Source organism: Pseudomonas sp. MF7453 (assembly GCF_016405455.1).
GTDB classification, from domain to species: domain Bacteria; phylum Pseudomonadota; class Gammaproteobacteria; order Pseudomonadales; family Pseudomonadaceae; genus Aquipseudomonas; species Aquipseudomonas paralactis.
Genome location: NZ_JAEKCN010000003.1, coordinates 177,348 through 189,979 on the forward strand (window position 1 = coordinate 177,348; position 12,632 = coordinate 189,979).

The 12,632-nt window shown below is 58.7% G+C and carries 15 protein-coding genes; 8 read left to right on the forward strand and 7 right to left on the reverse strand.

Going from position 1 to position 12,632, the window contains the following annotated elements; translation table 11 throughout:
- Positions 1 to 269 precede the first annotated feature (269 nt).
- From rimO to tsaA, 5 genes are all read left to right on the forward strand, one after another.
- Positions 270 to 1,610, forward strand: a complete 1,341-nt coding sequence (gene rimO, locus JFT63_RS06645) for a 30S ribosomal protein S12 methylthiotransferase RimO (protein ID WP_003231334.1) — start codon at positions 270 to 272, stop codon at positions 1,608 to 1,610.
- A 109-nt stretch (positions 1,611 to 1,719) separates the two neighbouring features.
- The gene (locus JFT63_RS06650) at positions 1,720 to 2,190 is read left to right on the forward strand and encodes a GNAT family N-acetyltransferase (protein ID WP_198843634.1); all 471 of its coding nucleotides are present in this window, start codon (positions 1,720 to 1,722) and stop codon (positions 2,188 to 2,190) included.
- A gap of 206 nt (positions 2,191 to 2,396) precedes the next feature.
- Positions 2,397 to 3,107 carry an rRNA pseudouridine synthase gene (locus JFT63_RS06655; RefSeq protein WP_198843635.1) on the forward strand — a complete coding sequence of 237 codons (711 nt, stop codon included), beginning with the start codon at positions 2,397 to 2,399 and terminating at the stop codon, positions 3,105 to 3,107.
- A 69-nt stretch (positions 3,108 to 3,176) separates the two neighbouring features.
- On the forward strand, positions 3,177 to 3,638 hold the full coding sequence (locus JFT63_RS06660) for a DUF1456 family protein (RefSeq protein WP_005785469.1): 462 nt from the start codon (positions 3,177 to 3,179) through the stop codon (positions 3,636 to 3,638).
- A 3-nt stretch (positions 3,639 to 3,641) separates the two neighbouring features.
- On the forward strand, positions 3,642 to 4,337 hold the full coding sequence (gene tsaA / locus JFT63_RS06665) for a tRNA (N6-threonylcarbamoyladenosine(37)-N6)-methyltransferase TrmO (protein WP_057701358.1): 696 nt from the start codon (positions 3,642 to 3,644) through the stop codon (positions 4,335 to 4,337).
- Between the two features lie 132 nt (positions 4,338 to 4,469).
- Here tsaA and fpr read toward each other — a convergent pair whose 3' ends face one another.
- Positions 4,470 to 5,249 carry a ferredoxin-NADP reductase gene (gene fpr, locus JFT63_RS06670; protein ID WP_003189055.1) on the reverse strand — a complete coding sequence of 260 codons (780 nt, stop codon included), beginning with the start codon at positions 5,247 to 5,249 and terminating at the stop codon, positions 4,470 to 4,472.
- Between the two features lie 125 nt (positions 5,250 to 5,374).
- Here fpr and JFT63_RS06675 point away from each other — a divergent pair, with 125 nt between their 5' ends.
- On the forward strand, positions 5,375 to 6,301 hold the full coding sequence (locus JFT63_RS06675) for a LysR family transcriptional regulator (protein ID WP_010212678.1): 927 nt from the start codon (positions 5,375 to 5,377) through the stop codon (positions 6,299 to 6,301).
- Positions 6,302 to 6,304: 3 nt separating this feature from the next.
- On the opposite strand, the gene JFT63_RS06680 is transcribed toward JFT63_RS06675, so the two are convergent.
- From JFT63_RS06680 to JFT63_RS06690, 3 genes are all read right to left on the reverse strand, one after another.
- Positions 6,305 to 6,667, reverse strand: coding sequence for a diacylglycerol kinase (locus JFT63_RS06680; RefSeq protein ID WP_003189051.1), 363 nt, complete (start codon positions 6,665 to 6,667; stop codon positions 6,305 to 6,307).
- 75 nt (positions 6,668 to 6,742) lie between these two features.
- Positions 6,743 to 7,393, reverse strand: a complete 651-nt coding sequence (gene erdR, locus JFT63_RS06685; RefSeq protein WP_057701359.1) for a response regulator transcription factor ErdR — start codon at positions 7,391 to 7,393, stop codon at positions 6,743 to 6,745.
- A gap of 251 nt (positions 7,394 to 7,644) precedes the next feature.
- Positions 7,645 to 8,364 (reverse strand): tRNA-uridine aminocarboxypropyltransferase, encoded by a 720-nt coding sequence (locus JFT63_RS06690; protein WP_057701360.1) that lies wholly within the window; start codon positions 8,362 to 8,364, stop codon positions 7,645 to 7,647.
- 178 nt (positions 8,365 to 8,542) lie between these two features.
- On the opposite strand from JFT63_RS06690, the gene JFT63_RS06695 reads away from it, so the two are divergent.
- Together JFT63_RS06695 and JFT63_RS06700 are read left to right on the forward strand one after the other, a co-directional pair.
- Positions 8,543 to 8,977 carry a PA3611 family quorum-sensing-regulated virulence factor gene (locus JFT63_RS06695; protein ID WP_198706786.1) on the forward strand — a complete coding sequence of 145 codons (435 nt, stop codon included), beginning with the start codon at positions 8,543 to 8,545 and terminating at the stop codon, positions 8,975 to 8,977.
- 294 nt (positions 8,978 to 9,271) lie between these two features.
- On the forward strand, positions 9,272 to 10,384 hold the full coding sequence (locus tag JFT63_RS06700) for a TIGR00730 family Rossman fold protein (protein ID WP_186559778.1): 1,113 nt from the start codon (positions 9,272 to 9,274) through the stop codon (positions 10,382 to 10,384).
- Between the two features lie 61 nt (positions 10,385 to 10,445).
- Here the strand turns inward: JFT63_RS06700 and recX are convergent, their stop codons facing one another.
- From recX to JFT63_RS06715, 3 genes are all read right to left on the reverse strand, one after another.
- Complete coding sequence (gene recX / locus JFT63_RS06705) at positions 10,446 to 10,913, reverse strand: recombination regulator RecX (protein ID WP_034118389.1); 468 nt, start codon at positions 10,911 to 10,913, stop codon at positions 10,446 to 10,448.
- 8 nt (positions 10,914 to 10,921) lie between these two features.
- Positions 10,922 to 11,980, reverse strand: a complete 1,059-nt coding sequence (gene recA / locus JFT63_RS06710; RefSeq protein WP_014717176.1) for a recombinase RecA — start codon at positions 11,978 to 11,980, stop codon at positions 10,922 to 10,924.
- An 83-nt stretch (positions 11,981 to 12,063) separates the two neighbouring features.
- Positions 12,064 to 12,564, reverse strand: coding sequence for a CinA family protein (locus tag JFT63_RS06715; RefSeq protein ID WP_198843636.1), 501 nt, complete (start codon positions 12,562 to 12,564; stop codon positions 12,064 to 12,066).
- Between the last annotated feature and the right edge of the window lie 68 nt (positions 12,565 to 12,632).

Below are 12,632 nucleotides of genomic sequence, written 5' to 3' on the forward strand. Positions count from 1 at the left end.
CCCGAGGTCTTTTATAAACAGCACGACTAAGCTGACCCTAGCATGTACTGTTTTACTTCTCGTAACAGACGTTTTATTGACCCAAGGGCATTACCCGTGCGCAACGGCGCGAAGCATAGCGCAGCACTCGTCGTATTTCCCTGCATAAAGCTGGTCAAGTGCGCTGCCCGCCGATAGAATTGCGCACTTTTTGATCAGAGGCGCACCAAGCGCCCATCCGTTGCCTTGTCGTGCACGACCGGCAGCGTCATTCAATACCGAGGTTAGACATGTCCACCACCATCGCAAAAGCCAACCCCAAGGTTGGCTTTGTTTCCCTGGGTTGCCCGAAGGCTCTGGTCGACTCCGAGCGCATCCTCACGCAATTGCGGATGGAAGGCTATGACGTCGTGTCCACGTACCAGGACGCCGATGTGGTGGTGGTCAACACCTGCGGCTTTATCGACTCGGCCAAAGCCGAGTCGCTGGAAGTGATCGGCGAAGCCATCAAGGAAAACGGCAAGGTCATCGTGACCGGTTGCATGGGCGTGGAAGAAGGCAATATCCGCAACGTGCACCCGAGCGTGCTGGCCGTGACCGGCCCGCAGCAGTACGAGCAGGTGGTCAACGCCGTGCACGAAGTGGTGCCGCCACGTCAGGACCACAACCCGCTGATAGACCTGGTGCCGCCCCAGGGCATCAAGCTGACCCCGCGTCACTACGCGTACCTGAAGATTTCTGAAGGCTGCAACCACAGCTGCAGCTTCTGCATCATCCCGTCGATGCGCGGCAAGCTGGTGAGCCGCCCGGTCGGTGATGTGCTTGATGAGGCCCAGCGCCTGGTCAAGTCTGGCGTCAAGGAGCTGCTGGTGATCTCCCAGGACACCAGCGCTTACGGCGTCGATGTGAAATACCGCACCGGCTTCTGGAACGGCGCGCCGGTGAAAACCCGCATGACCGAACTCTGCGAAGCGTTGAGCAGCCTGGGCGTATGGGTGCGCCTGCACTACGTTTACCCCTACCCGCACGTGGACGAACTGATCCCGTTGATGGCCGCCGGCAAGATCCTGCCGTACCTGGACATCCCGTTCCAGCACGCCAGCCCGAAAGTGCTCAAGGCGATGAAACGCCCGGCGTTTGAAGACAAGACCCTGGCACGCATCAAGAACTGGCGCGAGATCTGCCCGGAACTGATCATCCGTTCCACCTTCATCGTCGGCTTCCCCGGCGAGACCGAAGAAGACTTCCAGTACCTGCTGGACTGGCTGACCGAAGCGCAGCTGGACCGCGTCGGTTGCTTCCAGTACTCGCCGGTGGAGGGCGCTCCGGCCAACCTGCTGGATCTGGCCGTGGTGCCGGACGACGTCAAACAAGACCGTTGGGAGCGCTTCATGGCGCACCAGCAGGCGATCAGCTCGGCACGCCTGCAACTGCGCATCGGCAAGGAAATCGAAGTGTTGATCGATGAAGTCGACGAGCAAGGCGCCGTTGGCCGCTGCTTCTTCGATGCCCCGGAAATCGACGGTAACGTGTTTATTGACGATGCCAGCGGCTTGAAACCGGGCGACAAGGTCTGGTGCACCGTGACCGACGCCGACGAGTACGACTTGTGGGCTGAAAAGCGCGACTGAAGGGTGTTTGCGTAAAATTTTAAAAAAGCCCCGCCTCTGACAAGATGCGGGGCTTTTTTAGGTCTATCGTTTTGCCCATCAGCGCCAATTACGCCAAGGGGCAGCGGTCATGCGTCAGCATTCGGTCATCTACACACCTAAAGCCAGCGACTACGAGCGCCTGGCGCAGATCTGGGAAGCGTCGGTACGCGCCACCCACGACTTCCTGCCGGACAGCTATATCGATCTGCTGAAAAACCTGGTGCTGACCCGCTACCTGGATGCAGTGATGCTGATTTGCACCAAAGACTCACGCCAACACATCACCGGGTTCGCCGGAGTGTCGGCGGGTAAGGTGGAGATGCTGTTTATCGACCCGCACCACCGTGGCCAGGGACTGGGCCGGCAATTGCTGGGTTACGCGATCGAACACATGAATGCCGATGAACTGGACGTCAACGAACAGAACCCCCAGGCCCTGGGTTTTTACCTCAAGCAAGGCTTTGAGGTCATCGGGCGCACAGAGCATGATGGTCTTGGGCAGCCCTATCCATTGCTGCACCTGCGCCTACACCAGCAGCAACAGGCCCGTAAGGCCTGAACTGTGGGAGCTCGCTTGCCTGCGAAGGCGTCGGATCAGTCTACCCATCCGGTGCTGGTATACCGCCATCGCAGGCAAGCCAGCTCCCACATTTGATCCGTGGTGCCTCAGTTAAATAATGTTAAGGCACATGCGCTGAAATGGGGCCGGGATTAACCGGCGCCAGGCAGGTACAATAGTGGCCCCCTTTTGTTACGGCCCTTGTCATGACTGACCCCATACGCCTCTCCAAACGCCTTATCGAACTGGTCGGTTGCTCCCGTCGGGAGGCTGAGCTGTTTATCGAAGGCGGCTGGGTCTCGGTGGACGGCGAAGTGATCGACGAGCCGCAGTTCAAGGTCACTACCGAAAAAGTCGAGCTGGACCCAGAGGCCAAAGCCACCGCGCCAGAGCCGGTGACCATTCTGTTGCACGCGCCGGCTGGCATGGACGCAGAAACCGCCATGGCCACGATCAGCGCCGAGACCCTGTCCGAAGAACACCGCTTCAGTAAGCGCCCGCTCAAGGGGCATTTCCTGCGCCTGACCGCCAGCGCCGACCTGCAAGCCAAAGCCAGCGGTCTGTTGGTGTTCACTCAGGACTGGAAGATTCTGCGCAAGTTGACCGCCGATGCCGCCAAGATCGAGCAGGAATACGTGGTAGAAGTCGAAGGCGACATGGTTGCCCACGGCCTTAACCGCCTGAACCACGGCCTGACCTACAAGGGTAAAGAGCTGCCCGCCGTGAAAGCCAGCTGGCAGAACGAAAACCGACTGCGCTTTGCGATGAAAAACCCGCAACCCGGCGTGATCGCGCTGTTCTGCGAAGCCGTTGGCCTGAAAGTCATCGCCATCCGCCGCATCCGCATCGGCGGTGTGTCCATTGGCAAGGTGCCAGTGGGTCAATGGCGTTACCTGTCCGGCAAAGAGAAGTTCTAAACCGTTCCCCTTTTCCCGACACCGCCTGATTCCGGCGGTGTCATCAGTTGAATACCAGGATTGCCCACCATGATTCACAACGACGTACTGCGCAGCGTGCGCTACATGCTCGACATCAGCGACAACAAGATGGTCGAGATCATCAAGCTCGGCGGCATGGACGTGACCAAGGAAGACCTGCTGACCTACCTCAAGAAAGATGAGGAAGAAGGCTTCGTGTTCTGCCCGGATGAAGTCATGGCTCACTTCCTTGATGGCCTGGTGATTTTCAAGCGCGGCAAGGACGAAAGCCGTCCACCGCAGCCGATCGAAACCCCGGTGACCAACAACATCATCCTGAAAAAGCTGCGCGTGGCCTTCGAACTGAAGGAAGACGACATGCATGCCATCCTCAAGGCAGCGGAGTTCCCGGTGTCCAAGCCAGAGCTGAGCGCGCTGTTTCGCAAGTTTGGTCATACCAACTACCGCACCTGTGGCGACCAGTTGCTGCGCAACTTCCTCAAGGGCCTGACCTTGCGGGTCCGTGCCTAAGCCATGAGTTACCAGGTCTCGCCCGTCGGCTTCGTACGCTCCTGTTTCAAGGAGAAGTTCGCCATCCCGCGCCAACCGCAACTGGCACCGGCTGCCCGTGGCGTGCTGGAGCTGGTGGCGCCGTTCGACCAGGGCGAGGCGGTGCAGGGGCTGGAACAGGTCAGCCATGTGTGGCTGCTGTTTCTGTTTCATCAGGCCCTGGAAGACAAACCACGCCTGAAAGTGCGCCCGCCACGCCTGGGCGGCAATACGTCCATGGGCGTGTTTGCCACCCGCGCAACCCATCGGCCCAATGGCATTGGCCAGTCGGTGGTGAAGCTGGACAAGGTGGAACCGGGGCGCCTGTGGATTTCCGGGATCGATTTGCTCGATGGCACGCCGGTGCTGGATATCAAGCCGTATGTGCCCTATGCCGATATCGTGGATGCGGCCACCAACGACATCGCCAGCGATGCGCCCGCGCAGATCGGCGTGCAATGGCTCAAGGCTGCGCTGCAACAGGCGCAAGGCCACGCCCAGCGCCTTGGTGAGCCGTTGGTGGAGTTGATTGATCAGTGCCTGGCGCAAGATCCGCGACCGGCCTACCAAACGCCCGGTCCTGAGCGTGAATACGGTGTGCGGTTCTGGGATGTGGATGTGCGCTGGCACTACCCGGAGCCGGGGATGATTTGTGTGCTGGAAGTGGTTTCGGCTAAATAGGGCGAAAACCAAATGTGGGAGCTGGCTTGCCTGCGATAGCATCACCTCGGTTCAACTGAACCACTGAGGTGTCTGCATCGCAGGCAAGCCAGCTCCCACACTTTTTGGATCGCTGGTGTTACTGACTCTGTATTACTTCTCGACGAACGCACGCTCGATCAAATAATCACCCGGCTCACGCATCCGTGGCGAAACCTTCAGGCCGAAGCTGTTCAACACTTCGCTGGTCTCATCCAACATGCTTGGGCTGCCGCACAGCATGGCGCGGTCGTCTTCAGGGTTGATCGGTGGCAGGCCGATGTCGCTGAACAGCTTGCCGCTGCGCATCAGGTCGGTCAGGCGGCCTTCGTTTTCGAACGGCTCGCGGGTCACGGTCGGGTAGTAGATCAACTTGTCACGCAGGGCCTCACCGAAGAACTCGTTCTGCGGCAGGTGCTCGGTGATGAATTCGCGGTAGGCAACTTCGTTGACGTAACGCACGCCGTGGCACAGGATCACTTTTTCGAAACGCTCGTAGGTCTCCGGATCCTGGATCACGCTCATGAACGGCGCGAGCCCAGTGCCGGTGCTGAGCAGGTACAGGTGTTTGCCCGGCTTCAAATCGTCAAGCACCAGGGTGCCCGTCGGTTTTTTGCTGATGATGATCTCGTCGCCTTCCTTCAAATGCTGCAATTGGGAAGTCAGCGGACCATCCGGCACCTTGATGCTGAAGAATTCCAGATGCTCTTCCCAGTTCGGGCTGGCAATCGAGTAAGCGCGCATGAGCGGGCGGCCGTTGGGCTGTTGCAGGCCGATCATCACGAACTGACCGTTCTCGAAGCGCAGGCCCGGATCGCGGGTGCACTTGAAGCTGAACAGAGTGTCGTTCCAGTGATGAACACTGAGGACACGCTCGTGGTTCATGTTGCTCATGTACGGGGGACTCCTGGAAATGGGTCTGCGCCAAAGGTAAGGATGCGCAATTGCACAGCATTCTAATGGCGGCGACAATATCTGTTAACTGGATTATTAAGATAAGGGTTATCGGTTATATCGATATGCGATTTACTCTCCGTCAACTGCAAGTTTTCGTCGCCGTCGCCCAGCAGGAAAGCGTCTCTCGCGCTGCTGGCCTTCTGGCCTTATCTCAATCCGCCGCCAGCACGTCGATTACCGAGCTGGAGCGTCAATCCAGCTGCCAATTATTCGACCGCGCCGGTAAACGCCTGAGCCTCAACGCCCTCGGCCATCAGTTACTACCCCAAGCGGTGGCGCTGCTGGACCAGGCCAAGGAGATAGAAGACCTGCTCAACGGCAAATCCGGCTTCGGCTCCCTGGCAGTCGGCGCCACCCTGACCATCGGCAATTACCTGGCGACGCTGCTGATTGGCAGCTTTATGCAGCAGCATCCCGAGAGCCAGGTGAAACTGCATGTGCAGAACACTGCGCATATCGTGCATCAGGTGGCGCACTACGAAATTGACCTGGGTCTAATCGAAGGTGACTGCAGCCACCCGGATATCGAAGTGCAAACCTGGGTAGAAGACGAGTTGGTGGTGTTTTGCGCGCCCCAGCATCATCTGGCCAAGCGTGGCGTGGCAAGCATGGATGAGCTGACCCACGAAGCGTGGATCCTGCGCGAACAAGGTTCGGGCACGCGCCTGACCTTTGACCAGGCCATGCGCCATCATCGCAGCGCGCTGAATATCCGCCTGGAGCTGGAACATACCGAGGCAATCAAGCGGGCTGTGGAGTCGGGGTTGGGGATTGGCTGCATTTCGCGGCTGGCGCTACGCGACGCATTCCGCCGCGGCAGCCTGGTGCCGGTGGAAACTCCGGACCTGGACCTGGCCCGGCAGTTCTACTTCATCTGGCACAAGCAGAAGTACCAGACCTCGGCGATGCGCGAATTTCTCGAACTGTGCCGCGCTTTCACCGCCGGGGTGCAGCGCAGCGACGAAATCGTACTGCCGAGTATCGCCTGATCGTCAGATCAGGATCACAGCCCACACCAGAGTGATCATGGTCAGTGCCACAAATTGCGCGGCGCTGCCCATGTCCTTGGCGTTTTTCGATAAGGGGTGGCGGTCCAGGGAAATGCGGTCAATGGCCGCTTCTACCGCAGAATTGAGCAATTCGACGATCAACGCCAGCAAGCACACCGCGATCAGCAACGCGCGCTCAACCCGGCTGACCTGCAGGAAAAAGCTCAACGGGATCAGGATGACGTTCAGCAACACCAACTGACGGAACGCCGCCTCGCCGGTGAAAGCTGCGCGCAGGCCATCCAGGGAATAGCCCCCAGCATTGAAGATACGTTTGATACCGGTTTGACCCTTGAAAGGCGACATAGATGTAGGCAACTGAACCAAAGAAGTGGGGAAGCTAGATCACGCAAAGTCAAAAAAGCGTGAAGCGGCTGTAACTTAATGTTGCGAAATTGACTCAAGTTGCTGCAAGAGCAACGCCGCCTGGGTCCGGGTACGCACTCCGAGCTTACGGAAAATCGCCGTCACGTGGGCCTTGATGGTCGCCTCCGACACGTTCAATTCGTAGGCAATCTGCTTGTTCAGCAAACCTTCACACACCATGGTCAGCACCCGAAACTGCTGGGGGGTCAGGCTGGCCAGACCATCACGGGCGGCCTTGGCCTCGTCGGACACATTGATTTGTTCAAACGCCTGGGGTGGCCACGACACATCGCCGTCCAATACCGCACGCACGGCTTTCTGAATGTCTTCCATCGCGCTGGACTTGGGAATGAAACCGCTGGCGCCAAACTCCTTGGAGCGGACCACTACGTCGGCTTCTTCCTGGGCCGAGACCATGACCACCGGGATCTGCGGGTATTGCCCGCGCAGCAGTACCAGCCCCGAAAATCCATAGGCGCCGGGCATGTTCAGGTCGAGCAATACCAGGTCCCAGTCGGATTTTTCGGTGAGGCGCGCTTCCAGTTCAGCGATGCTGGCCACTTCGACCAGGCGAACATCAGGGCCAAGCCCCAGGGTGACTGCCTGATGCAGAGCGCTGCGAAACAGCGGATGGTCATCGGCTATCAGGATTTCGTATGTGGCCATTGGTTAAATGATCCTGTTTTTTATGGGAGCCCTGATGGTTCAGGGCTCACCAATACACAAGGCGACGGCCTGGCAGCTATCGCCACAGGGCCTGCTCGACGTCAAAAGCACTTGAAACGACGTCAGGCATTCACGGTTGCGCCCCAATCGGCGCCCAGCATGACCAGCGTAGCCTGGAGGGTCAAGCACTACGCCTGCGGGCATTTTAGCGGGTTGCAGGTTTACGGTGCCATCATGCAAACGTCGTCTGGTTATACCGCCGGGATGTAGGGTGCGAGGCGAGTATGCACAGCGTCCGTCGGATCCAGCGGCATTTGAAACTTGGCAGCCAGGTAGTGGGTGCTGAATACATCGAGGTAGGCATCCAGCACTTCGCTGGCCGCCAAGTCATCAGCCAATTCCAGGCACAACGCCGCCACCTCGGCGGTACAGAAATGGTCATCACGTTTGGAACGGCGCAGTTTGTAGCGAGACAACTGCTCGGGCGCCAGGCTCAGGACCGGCAGATGCTCCAGATAAGGGCTTTTGCGAAACATCTTGCGCGCTTCGCTCCAGGTGCCGTCCAGCAAGATAAACAGTGGGCGCTTGCCCTCCCCTGCGCGGACTTCACTGACCACCCGTTGTGGCGCCACGAATTCACCGGGAAATACAATATAGGGCTGCCACTGTGGATCGGCCAACAACCTGAGCAAATCAGGGTCGACTTCGGTACGCGACCAGGCGAATGCGGTGGTGTCGTGTATGACATCGGCGATCAGCCAGCCGGTGTTGCTGGGTTTCATCGGCTCAACGTCATGCATCAACAGGCACATGGCTGACTTGGCTTGTACCTGGGGCCGCCAGGCGCACAAACAGTACTCAGGAATGACCCGACAACCGGCACAGCGCTCAGCGCGGGAACCCCGATTGAGAAACGGCCTGACGGCACGCGCCAGACGCTGGGCACGCAAACGAGAAACGGCGTGGCTCATCGAGCACGCGGCGAAGAAAAGGAAATCGACACGGGAGAAACTCGTGAAAAACAGAAGTCCCGCAGTTTACCAGCGATACGCCTGGCTGTAGTGGCAAGGGCTCACCTATAATTGCGCGCCACTGAACGCACAGCGCAGTGGCTGGTCTATGCACCAGTAACCGAATCAGGAGATTTCCATGCTGCGTTCCATGCTGCGCCTTGTTGCCCCATCCGTCGCCCTTGCGCTGGTTTTGCCTATGGGCGCCCACGCGGCCTCGCTGCTGGAGGCTCAAATGAACAAGAAGCTGCAAAGCGTCGCGGCCGAAAGCAACAAGGACCTGCCCCGGGAAATCGACGAAAAGACTCTGGAAGTGGCCTACACGGTTGAAGGTATGCAACTGATCGATCACCTCAGCGTTCAGTCTGATCGTGCCGAACAAATGCGCGCCAACCCCAAGGCTGTGTATTTCCAGCTCGGACGCAGTGTTTGCACCAACCCTGGCTACCGCGAATTGATGGCAAAGGGTGCGGTGATGCGCTACGAAATCACCGAGAACAAGACCAATCGCCCTGTGGCGTCGGTCAAGTTCGTTGAAGCCGATTGCCCGGCTCCGGCAAAAAAGAAAAAGTAATTGCTGCTGCCCCCTCGCGCGCGGCTGTCCAGCGGCGCGCAATCCCTGGATCCGTTTTCTGCCAACGACTGAACGCTCTGATGTGTAACCAATAAGCGGTTGCCAGCCAAGGGTTTTTCGGCCCATGATCAAGCCATTCCATACGCCCGCCCACAGCTATTTCAATGCTGTTCTGTAACACTTTCAGGGCAAAAGAGGCCTGCCCTCCTGTGGCATGCAACGACACATGCAGTGTCGTGGCCCCCGACGACGCTCTCGTCGACTATCCAGGCCCTGTAAAGAAGGAGAAGTTGAATGCCTTATGAATCCAATGACCAGTTGCTTCGTCACTTTGAAGAAAACGGGACCGACCTCACGCAGCAGGTCGACGCACAAATCCAGCTGATCGCTCCCAACAGCCCGAATATCCCCCTGTATCGCGACATGATCCTCACCGTTCTGCGCATGGCTCAGGACGACCGTGATCGCTGGAACGCCAAGATCACCCTGCGCGCCATTCGCGAGTTGGACCATGCCTTTCGCGTACTCGAACAATTCAAGGGCCGACGCAAGGTGACGGTGTTCGGCTCGGCACGTACCCCTGTGGAAAGCCCACTGTATGCGCTGGCCCGAGAGGTGGGTGCCGCGTTGGCGCGCTCCGACCTGATGGTGATCACTGGCGGCGGCGGCGGCATCATGGCGGCAGCCCACGAAGGCGCAGGGCTGGCACATAGCTTGGGGTTCAATATCACCCTGCCCTTTGAACAACACGCCAACCCCACCATCGATGGCACCGAAAACCTGCTGTCATTCCACTTTTTCTTTACCCGCAAGCTGTTCTTCGTCAAGGAAGCCGACGCGCTGGTGTTGTGCCCTGGCGGTTTCGGCACTCTGGACGAAGCGCTGGAAGTACTGACCCTGATCCAGACAGGCAAGAGCCCGCTGGTGCCAGTAGTATTACTGGATGCACCGGGCGGTGGGTTCTGGCAAGGCGCCCTGGACTTTATCCGCAGCCAGTTGGAGGCCAACCGCTATATCCTGCCCACCGACCTCAAGCTGATACGTTTGGTCTACAGCGCCGAAGAAGCCGTGGATGAAATCAACCAGTTCTATGCCAACTTCCACTCCACCCGTTGGCTGAAACGTGAGTTTGTGGTGCGCATGAACCATCCTCTCAGTGAACGCGCCCTGGCCCATTTGCAGCAAGAGTTCGCCAGCCTGCGGCTCAGTGGCGAATTTCAACAACTCGCCTATACGGGCGAAGACCATGACGAACCCAGGTTCAGCCACTTGACCCGCCTGGTGTTCAACTTCAATGGCCGCGACCAGGGGCGGCTGCGGGAGTTGGTGGATTACATCAACCTGCCGGAAAACTGGGCACAGGCCCAAGGCGAGACGCAGCAACGCGTGACGTCACTGCCGGCGTAGTTTTTTGCAGGCGAAAAAAAAGGCCCACTATTTTCATAGTGGGCCTTTCGTTTTGGGGCGTTCAGTCGTCCATATCCCGACCGCTTAACAAGCGACTGATCATGTCCATCGAAAACCCGCGATAGCTCAGGAAGCGACCTTGTTTCGCACGCTCCCTGGCATCAATCGGAAGATGCCCCGCAAACTTGCGGCGCCAGGTGTCTTCCAATTGAGACTGCCAGCTGATACCGCACTCACGCAGGGCAAGATCAATATCGGCACGTTGCAGGCCACGCTGGCTCAGTTCTTCACGAATTCGCGCAGGGCCATAACCGGAGCGCGCTCGGTAGGACACAAAACTTTCAAGGTAACGGGCTTCCGACAACAGCCCCTCTTCCGTCAAACGGTCGAGGGCTGTTTCGATCATCTCAGGCTCTGCGCCGCGCTGACGCAACTTACGCGTCAGCTCGACTCGGCCATGCTCGCGGCGAGCGAGCAGGTCCATCGCAGTGCGCCGAACGGCGACGAGTGTATCCAGTACAACAGTCATCGTTTACTTCAGACGTCAGTATCGGCTTCTTCCATTTCATCTACCGGCTCGCGGTTGGCAGCCGCTTTCACGTCCGGCGCTGCGGTCAGCAGCTTGTCGCGGATCTGCTTCTCAAGCGTGGCAGCGATATCCGGATTGTCCGCCAGGAACTTGGCCGAGTTGGCCTTGCCCTGACCGATCTTGCTGCCGTTGTAGGCATACCAGGCACCGGACTTCTCGACAAAACCGTGCAGTACGCCCAGGTCGATCATCTCGCCGTTCAGGTAGATACCCTTGCCGTAGAGAATCTGGAACTCAGCCTGACGGAATGGCGGGGCCACTTTGTTCTTCACGACCTTGACGCGGGTTTCGCTACCGACAACCTCGTCACCTTCCTTCACCGCGCCAGTACGACGGATATCCAGACGGACCGAAGCGTAGAACTTCAGCGCGTTACCACCGGTGGTGGTTTCCGGGCTGCCGAACATCACGCCGATCTTCATACGGATCTGGTTGATGAAGATCACCAGGCAGTTGGCGTTCTTGATGTTACCGGTAATTTTACGCAGCGCCTGGGACATCAGGCGGGCTTGCAGGCCCACGTGCATGTCGCCCATTTCGCCTTCGATTTCAGCCTTGGGTACCAGGGCAGCCACGGAGTCGACCACGATCACGTCGATGGCGTTGGAGCGCACCAGCATGTCGGTGATTTCCAGAGCTTGCTCGCCGGTGTCCGGCTGGGAAACCAGCAGGTCGTCGACGTTGACGCCCAGCTTGCCGGCGTACTCAGGATCCAGGGCGTGCTCGGCGTCGACGAACGCGCAGGTGGCGCCCATCTTTTGCGCCTGGGCAATCACCGACAGGGTCAGGGTGGTTTTACCGGAAGATTCAGGACCGTAGATTTCAACGATACGGCCTTTTGGCAGGCCGCCAATGCCGAGTGCGATGTCCAGACCCAGAGAGCCAGTGGAAATAGCCGGGATCGCCTGACGGTCGTGATCGCCCATACGCATTACGGCACCCTTGCCGAATTGACGTTCGATCTGACCCAGGGCCGCAGCCAAGGCTTTCTTCTTGTTGTCGTCCATTAAAGTCCTCACGTAATCAATAAGGCCTGACGGCCAACACCTGTATAAGTAGACAGTATTGTTCCACAAAGATCGGTGATCGCCTACCCCTGATTGTCTATTTCTGCTGCAGCTCGTCGCAACAAGCCCTCCAGCGCGGCTTTCACCGTTTGTCGGCGGACCTCGTCGCGGTTGCCGGAGAAGTGCGCAAGCTCGGCGGTCACCTCATCGCCCACCGCAAAGGCCAGCCAAACGGTGCCCACCGGCTTGTCCGGCGAGCCGCCATCGGGGCCGGCCACACCGCTGACCGCCACGGCAAATCGCGCCAGGCTTTTTTCCTGCGCACCGCGGGCCATCGCCTCCACCACTTCCTGGCTGACAGCCCCGACCTTGACGAACAGTTTTTCCGGCACATTCAACTGTCGGGTCTTCTGCCGGTTGGAATAGGTGACATAGCCCGCCTCGAACCAGGCCGAGCTGCCCGGAATTCGCGTGATGGCTTCGGCAATGCCGCCGCCGGTACAGGACTCGGCAGTGGTCACGTGAGCACTGAGCACCTGCAAACGGCGACCCAGTTCGGCAGCCAGTTGAGTGATTTCCTTCACAGTCGTCTCCAGGAGTGGGCGGGGGTTCGCCTACCCTACAGGAGCCTATCGGCCATGCAAGATACAGA